This is a genomic window from Mycobacterium simulans (assembly GCF_900232995.1).
GTDB classification, from domain to species: Bacteria; Actinomycetota; Actinomycetes; order Mycobacteriales; family Mycobacteriaceae; genus Mycobacterium; species Mycobacterium simulans.
Window position 1 is genome coordinate 200,416 of the sequence record NZ_OCVX01000003.1, and the last position, 16,108, is coordinate 216,523.

The window sequence follows — 16,108 nt, forward strand, 5'->3', positions numbered from 1 at the left end:
GGCTATACGGGACTTTCGTTGCAGAGCTTGTCCGGCGCTACCGCCGGACGTCGCACCGTCAGCGTGAGTGGCACCGGCGCGCTGATCCGCCGCCCCCGCGAGTGGTCGACTCGCGTTCGGGGCGTGTCACGTTCACGCGCCAATGCCGGCGCGGCGTGGCCCTGGACGCACTCGGGATCCGGTCCGTCCAGCGGCAGGCCGGTGAAGAATTTTGCCGCCATGCAGCCACCCCGGCAGCTGTCGTAGTGCCCGCAGCTGCCGCAGGCTCCAGCGGATTGGGGCTCACGTAGCTCACGAAACAGCGGCGCGTTCTTCCAAATGGAAGCGAAGCCAGTCCCAAAGCCACTGTCGGACAACACGTTTCCCGCGAGAAAACGATCATGGATCGCGAACGGGCACGCATACACGTCACCCACTGGGTCGATCAGACAAACCACCCGGCCGGCGCCGCACATGTTCAGCCCGGCCAGCGCGCCGGACTCGCCGAGCGGCGCCAGATGAAAGAAGGAGTCACCGGTGAGAACTCGCTCACCCTTGGCGACCAGCCAGTCATACAGCTGAATCTGCTGGGCCGCGGTGGGGTGCAAGTCGTCCCAGACATCCGCGCCCCGCCCCGACGGACGCAGTCGGGTAATTCGCAGGGTGGCACCGTAACGGCTTGCCAGGGCTGCGAATTCGTCTAACTGGTCGATATTGTGGCGGGTGGCGACAACTGAGATCTTCGCATTGGAGAAGCCGGCGTCGGCAAGGTTTTCCAGCGCGCGCACCGCCATGGCGAATGACCCGGGGCCACGAACGGCATCATTGACTTCGGCGGTCGCACCGTCGAGCGAAATCTGGACATCCACGTAGTCGTTTGCCGCCAACCGCGCGGCCACCTCGGGAGTGATTCGCACGCCATTGGTGGAGAATTTCACGCCGATATGGTGTGCGGTGGCGTAGTCCACCAATTCCCAAAAGTCCGGGCGCACAGTGGGCTCGCCACCGCCGATGTTCACGTAGAACACCTGCATGCGTTCCAGATCGTCGATGATGTCCATGCATTGGCGGGTGGACAACTCCCGCGGATCGCGTTTGCCCGAGGACGACAGGCAATGCACACACGCGAGGTTGCACGCGTAGGTCAGTTCCCACGTCAGACAGATCGGCGCATCCAGTCCGCGCTCGAACTGCTCGACGAGCCGGGGCACTGCCGCTTTCACTCGACCTCCTTGGCCACCAGCATGTCGGAACCAGCCAGCACACCCAGCGCATGCAGATATGGGTCCTGATCGCAATCGTCGACCCCGGCGGCACGGCATGCGGACCGGACGTCACGATGTTCGGCCAGCGACTGCACGACGGTGAGGATGGTGCGGTTTTTCAGGAACGACAGCTTGCGAGTGCCGAAGTGATAGAGCAGTGCCCCAAACGGCTCCGGTCGTACGGCCACCTGAGGGTGCAGTTGCCAGCCGCGATCGGGGTCGAACACACCGCCTGGCGACGATGCGGGCCGTGTAGCGGCCCGAGAAGGAGCCGGGCAATCAGGCACAGGTCAGTAGACCCCGCACATGCCGTCGATGGAAACCTCTTCGACCAGAGTCTCGGTGACAAGCTCGGTGGCGGTCTCGGTCTCGTGATCCATGTGAATAGCCTTTCGCTAGGGACTCGACATCGATCGGTCGACCTGGCCACAATATGGCATCGAGTGCCGAAATGGAAGGGCGGGTCTGATGCTGCACGACTCGCGAGTGGGCCGGCGCCGCTCGACGACACCGAATCACATCAGCAACGTTGCCATCGACTTATTTGCCGACCGGGGGTTCGCCGAGGTCAGCGTCGACGACGTCGCGCAGGCGGCCGGCATCGCACGCCGCACCCTATTTCGCTACTACGCCTCCAAGAACGCCATTCCATGGGGCGATTTCGACACCCATCTGGCACACCTTCGGGACCTGCTCGACAACGTTGATGCGGGGGTTCCGCTTAACAAGGCGCTACGCGCTGCGCTGTTGGCGTTCAATACCTTTGACGAGTGCGAGACCATCCGGCACCGCCAGCGCATGCGAGTCATCCTGCAAACTCCTGAGCTGCAGGCGTACTCGATGACCATGTATGCCGGTTGGCGCGAAGTGATCGCCGAGTTCGTCGCGCGGAGGACGGGCGCCCGAGCGACCGACCTAGCGCCCCAGACCGTCGCTTGGACGATGCTCGGGGTTGCACTGAGCGCCTATGAACACTGGCTGAGCGACGGGTCCGTCTCGCTGCCAGAGGCACTCGGCAACGCGTTCGACGTCGTCGACGCCGGACTGGACCGGCTCAACCCATGAACGCCGAGCACTTGCTGCACACGCTGCGTTCCCAGGGGCGGTTCTGCGCCTCCTCGGGTTCGCCGATGTACGGCGAGCTGTTTGAGCTCGTGGCCACCGACCTCGAAGCCGGCGGGGTCTTCGCGACGATTCTGTCCGGCCATGAGGATGCCCCGGCGCGGCAAGCAATGCCGCTTCGGCTGCTTGGCGGCCTGCACCGGTTGGTGCTGGACGGCCGGGCACCCGGATTGCGCCGCTGGTATCCCAGCACCGGCGGTACCTGGCAAGCCCAGGCCGCCTGGCCCGAAATCCTTTGTGTCGCAGCTAATTATGCCGACGCGCTGCGTGCAGCTCTTGATCAACCACCGCAGACCAATGAAGTGGGCCGAGCTGCGGCGCTTATTGGCGGCCTGCTGCGAATAAACCATGGATTCGATTTGCCAATAAGGCTTTTCGAGATCGGGTCGAGCGCCGGACTCAACCTGCGGGCGGACCAGTACCACTACCGCTACGTCGGCGGCCAGTGGGGGCCACCCGATTCGCCGGTCATCATCGATGACGCGTGGCTGGGTGTGCTGCCACCGCATGGTGCGGTGCGGATCGTCGAGCGGCACGGTTATGACATCGCGCCGATCGACGTCACCGGCGCCGACGGGGAGATGACGGCGTTGAGCTACGTCTGGCCCGACCAGGACGCTCGGGTGAGCCGGCTGCGCGGTGCCGTTGCGGTCGCCCGTAGCGTCCCAGCGCGGCTCGAGCGGCAGACGGCGGCCGAAGCGGTCGCCGCACTGGCCTTGGCCGGCGGCGCGCTGACCGTGTTATGGCATTCGATCACCTGGCAGTACCTTTCCTCCGAAGAACAGGCAGCGGTCGCCGGGGCCATCGATGCACTGGCCACCCAAGCCGACGCCCGATCGCCGTTTGCGCACCTCGCCCTCGAGCCCGCTCGGGAGGGTCCCGGTGCCCCGATCAAGTTCCTGGTGCGCGCTCGTAGCTGGCCGGACGGCCAGTCGCGGGTTCTCGGCGAATGCCATCCGCACGGCCCGCCCGTGCACTGGCAGTAGATTTTTTGGTTTCCCCCGTCGGAGTTTGGGTCGCAACCGCGACGATTAGAGTGTGAGCGCCCAAGCGGACCGCTATCGCGACGCTGCCCGCGCGCTATTGGCGCTGTACGACGAGGCTCTTCCCGTGGTGTACGGGTACTTCGTCCGGCGCTGCGGCGACCGCGGGACGGCGGAGGACTTGACGTCGGAGACCTTTCTGGCCGCTTGCGAGACGCTGCGCGCTGCCCCACACAAGACCGATCCGCCGCCGATGGAGATTCCGTGGCTGATCGGTGTGGCCCGCCACAAGCTCGCCGACCACTATCGGCGCCGTCGTGACCCCGTGCCGGTAGCCGAGCCGCCGGAGCAGGTTGACCGCTTGGACTCCTGGGACGAGTGGGACGCCGAACTGGATCGCATGGTCGCCGAAAGCGTGCTGGCCCGGCTGACCGAACCACACCGCACGGTGCTGGTGCTGCGCTACATGGACGACTGCACCGTCGGCGAGTGCGCCGAGCTGATCGGGCGAACCGTGCACGCCACCGAAGCGCTGTTGGTGCGGGCACGAAGGGCGTTCAGAAAGCAGTATCCGGACGGAGGCACGTCATGAGTGATCCAATGCGCGTGCTGCACACCGACGACCTTCCGGTGCAACCCGATCCGGCGTTCGCCGCGCAACTGCGGCGGCGCCTGGAGTCGGCACTTTCCTTACCGCAAGGAGTTGTCATGAGTGAAGTTTCCGAAGCACCGCCACGTCCCGCCGCACTGCCCTACCTCTGCGTTGCGAACGCACGCGAGGCCATCGCCTGGTATACCGACGCCTTCGGGGGGGTCGTAGTTGGACATCCAATCGTGATGGACGACGGGCGAATTGGGCACGCCGAGATCGAGATAGCTGGCGGAGTAATGTACCTGGCCGACGAATATCCGGAACTAGGGCTGAAAGCTCCCGAACCACAAGCGGTCTCGGTCAGCCTAATGCTGCATGTGCCCGACACCGACGCGGCACTGCAGCGAACTCGCGAGCACGGTGCCACTGTCGTGCGAGAGGTCGACGAGAACTACGGAAGCCGCAACGCGACCATCATCGATCCGTTCGGTCACCGCTGGATGCTCAGTGGACCGGTCGGCACTCCGATCCAGCACGGCGACATCGGCTACATCTCGGTGCGGGTTCCCGACGCCGACCGCGCGGCCGCGTTCTACGGACACGTCTTGGGCTGGACGTACGACCCCCCGACACACCGGGTGACCAATACCGACCTACCGACCGGAATCTACGCCAGCGCCGGTACCCCAACGCTGTTCTGCTGCTACGCCGTTAGCAACCTGGAAGCCGCCCGCCGAGCGATCACCGAAGCTGGCGGCGCGGCGGGCGATACCCGTCAAACCGAGCACGGCAGCATCCTCGACGCCACCGACTCCCAGGGGACGGCGTTCGCGGTCTTTGAGCCGGCTGCGGGTCGGAAACGTCCGGCGCTCAACGGAACCGGACCTGGTGAGCTGTCGTATGTCACCTACGAGGTATCAGATTCGACGGTGTTTCGCGACTTCTACGGCCGGGTGCTGCAATGGACCTTCGAACCCGGCAGCATCGCGGACGGCTGGCAGGTGCAGGCTACCCATCCGATGGCTGGCGTGGCGGGCGGCAGCACCCGTCCGACGACCGTGCCGATGTGGACGGTCGCCGACATCGACGCCGCCGTCGCGCGGGTTCTGGAGGCCGGCGGCGCCGTGCTTCAAGAGCCGGCGCGTCAGCCATACGGGATAACCGCCGAATGCAGCGACGATCAGGGCGCGCGGTTCTACCGGGGCGAGCTCTAACGGCACCGCCACGTCGGACGGCACGTCGCTGCCCAGCATCTCCGGTACCACGACACGGGCGCCAACCATTGGGCACGCTGGTACGGCCGGCTTCAGAACCACCAGACTGGCGGGCAACGCCTCGAAGGTCATGTCATCCGATGGGAGGACACCCAGTGTCAGCTAACTGGGGGAGCCCGCCATCATCCCATGACTGGCCGTCCGGTGGACAACGTGGGTTCCGTCACTGCTGCACGATAGCCCTAAGGCGGCGATCGAATATTCGGGTCCTGTCGGTACGCAGAGGGAGAGGAGGTGGCCCAATGTCGTACGAACAGCTCTTCATCAGCAAGAACGAAGGCGAGACGTCAGGCGAGGTCGAGGCGTTTGCGTTCATATGTTTGCACCTCGATTGAAACACGGAATGAAACACGCCACGGGCGCAGATGGTGGGGCTGCGCACCTCCTGGTGCGGCCCCACCTCTGGGCCCTGTGAATGGAACCGACAGCCTCGGTCAATCCAGCATTTCGGAGATCGGGGCGCCCGCGGCGATCTTGGCGCGCACCTTCATCACCTTGCCGGGTAACCCGCCACCGACTACGCCAACCAGCACACCGTCGCGCTCGTAATAAGCCAGGAACTTGCGGCCGTCGTCCTCGACCAGGTGGACGGTGTCGGTGGCCTCCGGCTCCCCCAAGCACTGGATCTTGACGTCATACTGGTCGCTCCAAAAATATGGCACGACCACGTTGGACGGCACGTCGCTGCCCAACATCGCCGGTACCACGACCCGAGCCTGGTCCGCGACATTGCTCCAATGTTCCACGCGCACTTGGTGTCCCGTCGCGTCACGCCAGGACGCAACGTCGCCGAGCGCCCACACGTTGGGTGCGCTGGTGCGCCCGGCTTCATCACAGATCACGCCGTTGTCGATCTCGATGCCACTGCCGTCGAGCCAATCGGTCGCCGGGTGTGACCCGATGCCGACGACCACCAGATCGGTGGGCACCTCCGTGCCATCCGTGAGCACCACGGTGTCGACGTGTCCCTCTCCCCGCACTTCTGCCACCCCGAGCCCGGTGCGCACATCGACCCCCTCGTCGCGGTGCAATCGCGTCACCAGCGCCCCGATCTGCTCGCCGAGAACCGAGGCCAGCGGCGTCGGCTGCGGCTCGACCAACACCACGTCGACACCAAGTCCGCGCAGACTAGCCGCGACTTCACAGCCGATGAACCCGGCACCAACGACCACAGCGCGTTTGGCCGACGATGCGTGCTCGCGCAGCGCCATACATTCGTCGAACGACCGCAGCACCCGAATGCCCTCGAGATGGGGAAAGCTGGGAATGCGCCGGGGCACCAAACCCGTCGCGATTACCAGTTCGTCGTAATCCAGCACGGTTCCGTCGACCAGGGTCACCGTCTGCGCGGCGGTGTCCAGGCTGGAGGCAGCCGAACCCAGGCGAAGCGTGATGTCCTTCTCGTCGTAGAACTCGCGCGGTTTGAGAGCCACATCGTCGACCTCGCTGCGCAGCACCTCCTTGGACAGCGGCGGCCGGTCGTAGGGCAAGTGCACCTCGTCGCTGACGATGGTCAGACGGCCCGCATATCCTGCCCGACGCAGTTGCTCGGCGGTTCGGGCCGCGGCCAGTCCGCCGCCGACGATCACGATCCCTTTTTCAAACGTCGTGTCAAACTCGTTTACGCCTTCGCTACTGGTCACGTGGTGTTCATACACGATCGCCAGCTAGTACTTCAAGGCGCCCTTGTCCACCGGAATCTGGGTGCCGGACAGTGTTCCCGAGCCGTTACCAGCGAGCCACACAACGACATCGGATACCTCGTCGGAAGTCATGAAGCCCTTGTACTGCAACGGCATTGGCGGAAAGCTATGCACGTATCGGGGATGCTTGGCGAACACCTGCATCATCGCCTCCGGCTCGATCATCGGGGTGTCGACCGAGTAGGGATGGATGGAGTTGACCCGGATCCCGTATTCGCCAAGCTCGATCGCCAATGTGTTGGTCAGCGCGGTGAGTCCGTGCTTGCTGGCGGCGTAATGTCCGTTGCCCGGCGTCGCCTTCAGACCCGCCGATGAGCTGACGACCACGATGGAACCCCCGTTGCCGGCCTCGATCATCGCGGGCACCGCGGCCCGCAGGGTGCGCCAGGTGCCGGTCAGGTTGACGCCGATGACCGTGTCCCACTGTTCATCGGTGAGTTCCCAGACCCGGCCCCAGCCCAGCACTCCAGCGTTGGCCACCAGAATGTCGAGCCGGCCGAATTGCTCGACGCCGTCGGCCACCAGTTGCCGCAGCGCCGCGTCGTCGCGGATGTCGGCCTCTCGGGCCAGCACCTTGCGGCCCTCGGCTTCCACCGCGCGGACGGTCTCGTTGAGATCCTCCGGGGTCGCCGGCGCATACGTCAGGCTGGCAGACACCGGCGCGCAGATGTCTAAGGCGATGATGTCGGCACCTTCTCGGGCCAAGCGCACGGCGTGCGACCGGCCTTGGGCACGGGCGGCGCCGGTGACGAACGCCACCCGCCCGTGCAGTGATCCAGCTTGTTCAGCCACGATTGACAGGCTAGCAGCGAAACTGAAACGTGTTCTAACTTGCCTCGGGGCCCGGCTGGAGAGTCAGATTTCGGAAATGATCTGAGCCCGCCTGCTGGCATATTCGTCGTCGTTCACCACTCCGCTGGCACGCAGCGATTCCAGCTCTTGAAGCCGCTCGGCGATCGACGCTTGCTGGGTCGTAGCGGGCGCCCCGCCCGCGGCCGCCGGTGTTTGCTGGGCCGCGCGGCGGACCACGGCCTGGATCTGCTGACGCAGCGCCGGATTCGACCGGATGTCGACCATCCGGTTGAGCGGAATGCCGTTGGCCTTGAGGATCTGCAGAATCTCCATCAACGGGCCGGCCTGCCCACTTAGGTCGTAGGTCTGGTTATCTTCGGCGACGGTGAACTGCGCCGGCACCAGCCCGTTGACCAGAGCGCTTCGTTCCCAGTCGATCAGGTATTGCTGAGTTGTCGGATTGACCAGCACGACGAGTTTGCGCGCCGTCAGATTCCCCAGCCGGGTTACGCTGGCGATGACTCGGTCTTCGCTGTCGAACGGCACAATCCCGGGCCCGGAAATGTGCAGGTGCACCTTAACGACCGGTTGTTCATTGATGCGGGTCCCGGTCTCGGTGAGCCCGGTGATTTGCGCGAGCGCCAGTACCCCGTTTTGCTCCAGCTCGGCTGTCTTGGCAGCCGTCTTGGCTCCCCAGTTGGTCAACGCGAGCGCAACCAGTACGTCGGCCACGGTGATGATCAGACCGACGTAGAACATCCACGACATCAGGCTGCCGAACCCGAGGGTGAAGTAGACGATCAAGAAGATCGGCCCGACCAGGCCGCCGCACAACAGCACTAACAACTGCATCTTGATATAGCGCGCCAACACGGGCCTGCTCCTCACGTTTCAGGTTTGGGGCCGGATTGCTCGTGTCAGACTAGCGCCCACGATGGGGTTACCGATCACAACAAGGCGTCGGATCGCGCGGTGCTGGTCACCGTTTCACCGAAATTCAAGGCAGGTACCCATTTTTCGGCATGTCGTGTGCGTGATGTTAGTGTCGCGGACCTCGCGGCAACCCGACAAAGAATCAGGCCCGGATTGCCGCGATGGGCAATCCGGGCCTGATGGCGACAGATTCTCTTGTCTACTTGATGATCTTGGTGACCCGGCCGGCGCCGACGGTGCGGCCGCCCTCGCGGATCGCGAACCGCAGACCCTCGTCCATGGCGACGGGCTGGATCAGCTTCACCGAGATGTTGGTGTTGTCACCGGGCATCACCATCTCGGTGCCCTCGGGCAGCGTCACCACACCGGTCACGTCGGTGGTGCGGAAGTAGAACTGCGGACGGTAGTTGTTGAAGAACGGCGTGTGCCGGCCACCCTCGTCCTTGGACAGGATGTAGACCTGGCCCTCGAACTCGGTGTGCGGCGTGGTGGTGCCGGGCTTGGTCACGACCTGGCCGCGCTCGACGTCCTCACGCTTGACGCCACGCAGCAGGAGACCGACGTTGTCACCGGCCTGCCCCTGGTCGAGCAGCTTGCGGAACATCTCCACACCGGTGACGGTGGTCTTGGTGGTGGACGGGCGGATACCGACGATCTCGACTTCCTCGTTCACGTTGATAATGCCGCGCTCCACACGACCGGTGACCACGGTGCCGCGGCCGGTGATGGTGAAGACGTCCTCAACGGGCATCAGGAACGGCTTGTCGGTCTCGCGGACCGGGTCCGGGATCGACTCGTCAACGGCGTTCATCAGCTCCTCGACGGACTCTACCCACTTGGCGTCGCCCTCGAGTGCCTTGAGCGCCGACACCCGCACAACCGGGGCGTCCTCGTCGAATTCCTGGGCGGCCAGCAGCTCGCGGACCTCCATCTCGACGAGCTCCAGCAGCTCCTCGTCGTCAACCGCGTCGGCCTTGTTCAGCGCGACCAGGATGTAGGGCACGCCGACCTGACGGGCCAGCAGCACGTGCTCGCGGGTCTGCGGCATCGGGCCGTCGGTGGCGGCGACCACCAGGATCGCGCCGTCCATCTGGGCGGCACCGGTGATCATGTTCTTGATGTAGTCGGCGTGGCCCGGGGCGTCGACGTGCGCGTAGTGACGCTTATCGGTCTGGTACTCCACGTGTGCGATGTTGATCGTGATACCGCGCTGGCGCTCCTCGGGCGCGTTGTCGATCTGATCGAACGCCTTGGATTCGTTCAGGTCCGGAAACTTGTCGTGCAGGACCTTGGTGATAGCCGCGGTCAGTGTGGTCTTGCCGTGGTCAACGTGACCGATGGTCCCGATGTTGACGTGGGGCTTGGTCCGCTGGAACTTCGCCTTCGCCACTTCTGTGTCCTCCTGGACTGTTGGTGCTTGTAAAAGCAGTTTTGATTGTTATCTAGTTTTGCCGCGGTAGTAACCGGGCCAGCTTACTCGCCAGTCGCCTTGGCGATGATTTCCTTCGACACGTTCGCCGGCACTTCGGAGTACGAGTCGAACACCATGGAGTAGTTCGCCCGGCCTTGAGTCTTGGACCGAAGGTCGCCGACATAGCCGAACATCTCCGACAGCGGCACGTGCGCCCGAACGACGCGCGCACCTGCCCGCTCCTCCATGGCCTGGATCTGGCCACGGCGGGAGTTCAGGTCTCCGATCACGTCACCCATGTAGTCCTCGGGTGTGGTCACCTCGACCGCCATGATCGGTTCCAGGATCACCGGCTGCGCTTGCGCCGCAGCCTTTTTGAGCACCTGCGACCCTGCGATCTTGAAGGCCATTTCCGAGGAGTCCACCTCGTGGTAGGCGCCGTCGAGCAACGTGACCTTCAGGTTCACCAGCGGGTAGCCGGCCAGCACGCCATACTGCATGGCATCCTGCGCACCGGCATCTACCGACGGGATGTACTCACGCGGGATGCGCCCACCGGTGACCTTGCTTTCGAACTCATAGGTCGCGCCCTCTTCACCGGTGAACGGCTCGAGGTTGATGATGACCTTGGCGAACTGGCCGGAGCCACCCGTCTGCTTCTTGTGGGTGTATTCGACGTTCTGCACGAGCCGCTTGATGGTCTCCTTGTACGCCACCTGCGGCTTGCCGACGTTCGCCTCGACCTTGAACTCGCGGCGCATCCGGTCCACCAGGATGTCTAGGTGCAGCTCACCCATGCCGCCGATCACGGTCTGGCCGGTCTCTTGATCCAGGTGCACCTTGAAGGTCGGGTCCTCTTCGGCGAGCTTCTGGATCGACAGGCTCAGCTTCTCCTGGTCGCTCTTGGTCTTGGGCTCGATGGCCACCTCGATCACCGGAGCCGGGAACGTCATCGATTCCAATACGACCTGGTTGCTCGGGTCGCTCAGGGTGTCACCGGTGGTGGTGTCCTTGAGCCCGATCACCGCGTAGATGTGTCCGGCTGCGGCGGTGTCCACCGGGTTTTCCTTGTTCGAGTGCATCTGGAACAGCTTGCCCAGACGCTCCTTCTTGCCCTTGGTGGCGTTGATGACCTGGGCGCCGGAGTCCACCTTGCCGGAGTACACCCGGATGTAGGTGAGCTTGCCGAAGAAGGGGTGCGTCGCGATCTTGAACGCCAGCGCCGCGAAGGGTTCGTCGGTTGTCGCGTTGCGGACAACCTCGTCTTCCTCCTTGCCGGGGGCGTGCCCGATTGCCGGGGGCACGTCCAGCGGCGACGGCAGGTAGTCGACGACGGCGTCGAGCATTGGCTGCACGCCCTTGTTCTTGAACGCGCTGCCGCACAGCACCGGGTAGATCTCGCTAGCGATCGTCAGCTTGCGGATCGCGCCCTTGATCTCGTCGACGGTCAGTTCTTCGCCGCCGAGGTACTTCTCCAGCAGCTCCTCATCGGTCTCCGCGACGACCTCGAGCAGCTTGGTGCGGTACTCCTCGGCCTGCTCGGCAAGGTCGGCCGGGATCTCGATGGTGTCGTAGGTCTCGCCGAGCTTCGTCTCACCGCGCCACACCTTGGCGTTCATCTCGACCAGGTCGACGACGCCCTCGAAGTCTGCCTCGGAGCCGATGGGCAGCTGGATGGGAACCGCGTTGGCCCCAAGGCGCTCCTCCATCGTGCGCACCGAGAAGTAGAAGTCGGCGCCGATCTTGTCCATCTTGTTGACGAAGCAAATGCGCGGGACGTCGTACTTGTCGGCCTGCCGCCAGACCTGCTCGGACTGCGGTTCGACGCCCTCCTTGCCATCAAAGACTGCCACCGCCCCGTCGAGCACGCGCAGGTTGCGCTCCACCTCGACGGTGAAGTCGACGTGCCCAGGCGTGTCAATGATGTTGAGCTGGTTGTCTTTCCAGAACGTCGTGGTCGCGGCGGAGGTGATGGTGATGCCGCGTTCCTGCTCCTGCTCCATCCAGTCCATGGTGGCGGCGCCGTCGTGGACCTCACCGATCTTGTAGTTGATGCCGGTGTAGTACAGGATGCGTTCGGTTGTCGTGGTCTTACCGGCATCGATGTGCGCCATGATGCCGAAGTTTCGGACCCTGCTCAGGTCGGTCAGCACGTCCTTCTGTGCCACAGAAGTCTTCCCACTCTTTCGGTTGCTTGGTTAGTTCGCTATCGGGTGCGCCCAGCGTGCTAGCCGGCGGCTACTACCAGCGATAGTGCGCGAAGGCGCGGTTTGCCTCGGCCATCTTGTGCGTGTCTTCACGCCGCTTGACGGAGGCCCCGAGTCCGTTGCTGGCATCCAGGATCTCGTTCGCCAGGCGCTCGATCATCGTCTTCTCCCGACGTTGCCGCGAGAAGCTGACGAGCCAGCGCAGCGCCAGCGTGGTCGACCGGTCGGGACGCACCTCGACAGGCACCTGGTAGGTCGCACCGCCGACGCGTCGGCTACGCACCTCCAGGGCCGGCTTGACGTTGTCGAGAGCGCGCTTGAGGGTGATGACGGGATCAGTTCCGGTCTTTTCGCGAGCGTGCTCGAGCGCACCATAAACAATGCGCTCAGCCAGCGATTTCTTCCCCTTCAGCAGGACTTTGTTCACCAATTGGGTGACCAGCTGCGACCCGTAGACCGGGTCGTTGACCAACGGACGCTTGGGCGCGGGCCCCTTGCGCGGCATTAGCTCTTCTCCTTCTTGGCGCCGTAACGGCTGCGAGCCTGCTTGCGGTTCTTCACGCCCTGGGTGTCCAGAGATCCGCGGATGATCTTGTACCGCACACCGGGCAGGTCCTTCACCCGGCCGCCACGCACCAGCACCATCGAGTGCTCCTGGAGGTTGTGGCCCTCACCGGGGATGTATGCCGTGACCTCAACCTGACTTGTCAGCTTCACACGTGCGACCTTCCGAAGCGCCGAGTTTGGCTTCTTCGGAGTGGTGGTGTACACGCGGGTGCATACGCCACGGCGTTGCGGGCTGCCCTTCAGAGCCGCGGTCTTGACCTTGCCGATCTTGTCCCGACGACCCTTGCGGACCAGCTGCTGAATGGTTGGCATCTACTGGCTTTCTGTGTTGGGCGTTCTATGTCACGTCTGTACTGCGGTTTTCCCCGAACGCACTACCCCGCGGCCGGGTGTGTCGCACGCACCGAACACCGGAGGCGCTCCGATGCATCATGGACATGCGAATTAGCCCGGCATCCGTTCCCTTACGTCAGGCGCCGTAAGCCGCCAGGCACGAGCTACCACAATACCTGCCGCCCGTCTGGCAGGTCAAAGCGGTGCGGGTGACATCTCAGCTCGGCCCGCTGCCGCCCTGCGCGGTGCGCCGCTCCATGCCGGCCGCCAGCCGCAACACCATGTCGGTGAACACCGCGTCAGTATCGATGTCGTCCATCACGCCGGTCATCTCCAGCAACACGAACCCATGCAATGCCGACCAGAACTCGAGCGCGGCATAGAACGCCTCGTCACCGTCTAAGCCGTAGGACGACAACACCGCGATGACCGGAGCGGCGGCGCCTCTGGTTGCAGCGGTGTATTCGGGGTCGTCGCCGCCCAGCGGCATGCGGGTGAACGCCGAGTATCGGCCGGGGTGGTGGTGGGCGTAGCTGCGGTAAGCACCGGCCATGACCAGCACCGCGTCGTCGCGCGCGCGGCCCTTGCCGACGCGGTTCAGCATCGTGATGATGTCGTCGATGACTCGAATCCGCACCGCGCGACGCAAATCCTCCAGGCTGTTGACGTGGTTATACAGCGACGGTCCCTTGGTCCCGAGCTGGGTGGCCAGCGCATTGATGGTCAGTGAGTCCCAGCCCTCGCGGTCCAGGAAGGTCAGGGCGCCGTCGACGATGCATTCGCGGCTCAACTTGGCCGGGCGGGCCGGGGATTTGCCGCCGCGTGGGCGGCTACCCACTGACGGTGATTCCGGCTGAGCTGGCATGGCGGCTTGCCCTTCGGTTGGGATGGCGGGCGACGGTCGGGTCAACTAATGACTCTAGTTGACTCGGTCATGAAAGCAGCTGACGCCGGGGCCCGGCGACAAATGCGCTTAGGTCTGTCGCGGCGCACGCGAATGCACGTAATCTCAACCCAGGTCTCGATCCAGCAGACCACCCGCCAACGAAGGGGGGCCCGCGGTGAACCGGACAACCGTCTTAGCGGTGCTGGCTACCTGCGTCATCACCATCGCTGTAACGCCCGCCGCCCCACCGCCTGTCGCGCACGCCAAGAACGGCGACACGCATGTCACCGGGCAGGGTCTCGAGCGGACCCTGGATTGCAACGAATCCACCCTGATTGTCAATGGCACCTCCAACATCGTCACCGCGAAGGGCACCTGCTGGGCGGTCACCGTCATGGGCTCATCCAACACGGTCGTCGCCGACGCAGTCGTCAACGACATCACGGTTTACGGTTGGGACGCGACGGTGTTCTACAAGAACGGTGACCCATTCATCTGGGACCGCGGCCGCGAACTAGGCATGGTCAACCGGATCCAGCGGGTAGGCCCCTGAAGCACTCCGACGTGAATCGAGGAACCATGCGCTCCCACTACACCGCGTTCGCTTTCGGGTTAGCCGCAATCCTGGCAACCTTCGGGCTGGCTGGCTGCAGTTCGACTGCCAACCCGCCGGGAGAAACCACCACCAGTCCCGCGAAGCCCACTACCGCAACGACGACGACCAGCCCCGGAACCGCGGCGCCCACAACCACAACCGGCGCGACCACAACCGCTTCGATCGAGATCGGCAACACGCTTACCTACGGCTCACTCGGGACGACCGCGACCCTTGACTGCGCCGACGGGAAATCACTGAACGTGGCCGGCTCGGACAACACCCTGACCGTGACCGGTACCTGCCAGACGGTGACCATCGGCGGCGCGAACAACAAGATCACCTTCGACAAGATCGACCAGCGCCTCAGTGTGGTGGGGCTTGACAACACCATCACTTACAAAAATGGTGACCCGACAATCGACAACCTCGGTTCGGGCAACAGCATCAAGAAGGAGTGACGCGCTAGTCGGCGGGAGTCGCGGGTGCGCCGTGTCGGCCGGCACCCGCTGCGAATCGTCCGGCACCCTCCATCGCTTCGCCGGCGACGCGGAAGATGCTGGCGAACTCTACGTCGAGCGCTGCCGACTCGGGCAAACCCCACTGGTGCAGCGCCGATAGCCGATCCGTTCGCAGGCACTGTTGTGGCAATGCGGCAAGTTCGGCCGCCAACTGCTCGGCCGCCTGCCGGGCTTGGCCTTTGGGAACGACTCGATTAGCCAACCCCATCGCCAGCGCTTCGTCGGCCTTTACCGCGCGACCCGTGAGGATCATGTCCATGGCGCGGCTGTGTCCAATCAATCGCGGCAGCCGCACGGTGCCGCCGTCGATCAGGGGAACCCCCCAGCGGCGACAGAACACGCCGAAAACGGCATCCTCCTCAGCCACTCGCAGATCACACCACAGCGCCAATTCCAATCCCCCGGCCACGGCGTGGCCGCTGACCGCGGCGATCACCGGTTTTGACAGCATCATTCGCGACGGGCCCATCGGACCCGGGCCCGTTCGGTGCACAGCGTTGGCTTCCGGTGTACCGAAAGCCTTTAAATCAGCACCCGCGCAAAAGGTGCCGCCCGCACCGCACAATACGGCCACCGAAGCGGTGTCGTCACGGTCGAATTGCGCGAACGCGGTGTGCAACGCGGCCGCGGTTGGGCCGTTGACCGCGTTGCGTGCCGCTGGCCGGTTAATGATCACAGTGGTCACCGGACCATTGCGCTCCACACGCACCGAATCACTCATATCGCCACCCACACCCGAGGAAATCGACGAACGAAATCGGTGGCGCCCCTTCGGCGGGCCGGAGCATTGCTGCGCATCCGGGTGTACCGCTGGTAGATCGGGCTGCTTCGGTGATCGCTCACGACACACGCCACATACGGATCGTAGTGCAAACCCACTACCGCTGAAGCTGCGGCCTGCGCGACGGGATCAGGAAATCGGGGGATTCGCGGGGAGGGTCTGGG

The 16,108-nt window shown here is 64.3% G+C and carries 18 protein-coding genes; 6 read left to right on the forward strand and 12 right to left on the reverse strand.

The window, feature by feature from the left end:
• Positions 1–2 precede the first annotated feature (2 nt).
• Genes mftC through mftA form a run of 3 tightly spaced genes read right to left on the reverse strand, consistent with a single transcriptional unit; the run spans position 3 to position 1,624 of the window.
• Positions 3–1,202: a mycofactocin radical SAM maturase gene (gene mftC, locus MSIMFI_RS01620; protein ID WP_191495887.1), complete on the reverse strand. Its 1,200-nt coding sequence runs from the start codon at positions 1,200–1,202 to the stop codon at positions 3–5.
• On the reverse strand, positions 1,199–1,531 hold the full coding sequence (gene mftB / locus MSIMFI_RS01625; protein ID WP_396819281.1) for a mycofactocin biosynthesis chaperone MftB: 333 nt from the start codon (positions 1,529–1,531) through the stop codon (positions 1,199–1,201). Before mftB ends, mftC begins: the two co-directional genes overlap by 4 nt.
• A gap of 3 nt (positions 1,532–1,534) precedes the next feature.
• A complete protein-coding gene (mftA, locus tag MSIMFI_RS01630) occupies positions 1,535–1,624 on the reverse strand; it encodes a mycofactocin precursor MftA (RefSeq protein ID WP_066907308.1) in 90 nt (29 codons plus the stop codon).
• A gap of 88 nt (positions 1,625–1,712) precedes the next feature.
• Between mftA and mftR the strand changes: the two genes are divergently transcribed.
• The 4 genes from mftR to MSIMFI_RS01650 are packed head-to-tail and all read left to right on the forward strand — an operon-like array spanning position 1,713 to position 5,155.
• A complete protein-coding gene (mftR, locus tag MSIMFI_RS01635) occupies positions 1,713–2,309 on the forward strand; it encodes a mycofactocin system transcriptional regulator (protein WP_191495889.1) in 597 nt (198 codons plus the stop codon).
• Entirely contained in the window at positions 2,306–3,352 is a 1,047-nt protein-coding gene (locus MSIMFI_RS01640; RefSeq protein WP_191495890.1) for a DUF2332 domain-containing protein, read from the forward strand. The genes mftR and MSIMFI_RS01640 overlap by 4 nt, the downstream gene beginning before the upstream one ends.
• A gap of 52 nt (positions 3,353–3,404) precedes the next feature.
• The gene (locus MSIMFI_RS01645; RefSeq protein ID WP_191495891.1) at positions 3,405–3,941 is read left to right on the forward strand and encodes an RNA polymerase sigma factor; all 537 of its coding nucleotides are present in this window, start codon (positions 3,405–3,407) and stop codon (positions 3,939–3,941) included.
• On the forward strand, positions 3,938–5,155 hold the full coding sequence (locus MSIMFI_RS01650; protein ID WP_191495892.1) for a VOC family protein: 1,218 nt from the start codon (positions 3,938–3,940) through the stop codon (positions 5,153–5,155). The genes MSIMFI_RS01645 and MSIMFI_RS01650 overlap by 4 nt, the downstream gene beginning before the upstream one ends.
• 494 nt (positions 5,156–5,649) lie before the next feature.
• Here MSIMFI_RS01650 and MSIMFI_RS01655 read toward each other — a convergent pair whose 3' ends face one another.
• The 8 genes from MSIMFI_RS01655 to MSIMFI_RS01690 all read right to left on the reverse strand — a co-directional run bounded on the left by MSIMFI_RS01655 (position 5,650) and on the right by MSIMFI_RS01690 (position 14,026).
• On the reverse strand, positions 5,650–6,873 hold the full coding sequence (locus MSIMFI_RS01655) for an NAD(P)/FAD-dependent oxidoreductase (RefSeq protein WP_191495893.1): 1,224 nt from the start codon (positions 6,871–6,873) through the stop codon (positions 5,650–5,652).
• Between the two features lie 9 nt (positions 6,874–6,882).
• Positions 6,883–7,710, reverse strand: a complete 828-nt coding sequence (locus tag MSIMFI_RS01660) for a mycofactocin-coupled SDR family oxidoreductase (protein ID WP_191495894.1) — start codon at positions 7,708–7,710, stop codon at positions 6,883–6,885.
• Between the two features lie 63 nt (positions 7,711–7,773).
• On the reverse strand, positions 7,774–8,583 hold the full coding sequence (locus MSIMFI_RS01665; RefSeq protein WP_186241669.1) for an SHOCT domain-containing protein: 810 nt from the start codon (positions 8,581–8,583) through the stop codon (positions 7,774–7,776).
• A gap of 259 nt (positions 8,584–8,842) precedes the next feature.
• Positions 8,843–10,033, reverse strand: a complete 1,191-nt coding sequence (gene tuf, locus MSIMFI_RS01670) for an elongation factor Tu (RefSeq protein ID WP_186241668.1) — start codon at positions 10,031–10,033, stop codon at positions 8,843–8,845.
• 83 nt (positions 10,034–10,116) lie between these two features.
• Positions 10,117–12,222: an elongation factor G gene (gene fusA, locus MSIMFI_RS01675; RefSeq protein ID WP_191495895.1), complete on the reverse strand. Its 2,106-nt coding sequence runs from the start codon at positions 12,220–12,222 to the stop codon at positions 10,117–10,119.
• Positions 12,223–12,295: 73 nt separating this feature from the next.
• The gene (rpsG, locus tag MSIMFI_RS01680; protein ID WP_067324208.1) at positions 12,296–12,766 is read right to left on the reverse strand and encodes a 30S ribosomal protein S7; all 471 of its coding nucleotides are present in this window, start codon (positions 12,764–12,766) and stop codon (positions 12,296–12,298) included.
• Positions 12,766–13,140, reverse strand: a complete 375-nt coding sequence (rpsL, locus tag MSIMFI_RS01685) for a 30S ribosomal protein S12 (protein ID WP_003879423.1) — start codon at positions 13,138–13,140, stop codon at positions 12,766–12,768. Before rpsL ends, rpsG begins: the two co-directional genes overlap by 1 nt.
• Before the next feature lie 238 nt (positions 13,141–13,378).
• Positions 13,379–14,026 (reverse strand): TetR/AcrR family transcriptional regulator, encoded by a 648-nt coding sequence (locus MSIMFI_RS01690; protein WP_191497968.1) that lies wholly within the window; start codon positions 14,024–14,026, stop codon positions 13,379–13,381.
• A gap of 196 nt (positions 14,027–14,222) precedes the next feature.
• Here MSIMFI_RS01690 and MSIMFI_RS01695 point away from each other — a divergent pair, with 196 nt between their 5' ends.
• The gene (locus MSIMFI_RS01695) at positions 14,223–14,600 is read left to right on the forward strand and encodes a DUF3060 domain-containing protein (RefSeq protein WP_186241666.1); all 378 of its coding nucleotides are present in this window, start codon (positions 14,223–14,225) and stop codon (positions 14,598–14,600) included.
• Between the two features lie 26 nt (positions 14,601–14,626).
• A complete protein-coding gene (locus MSIMFI_RS01700; protein WP_186245577.1) occupies positions 14,627–15,103 on the forward strand; it encodes a DUF3060 domain-containing protein in 477 nt (158 codons plus the stop codon).
• Positions 15,104–15,107: 4 nt separating this feature from the next.
• Here the strand turns inward: MSIMFI_RS01700 and MSIMFI_RS01705 are convergent, their stop codons facing one another.
• Entirely contained in the window at positions 15,108–15,884 is a 777-nt protein-coding gene (locus tag MSIMFI_RS01705; protein WP_191495896.1) for a crotonase/enoyl-CoA hydratase family protein, read from the reverse strand.
• Between the last annotated feature and the right edge of the window lie 224 nt (positions 15,885–16,108).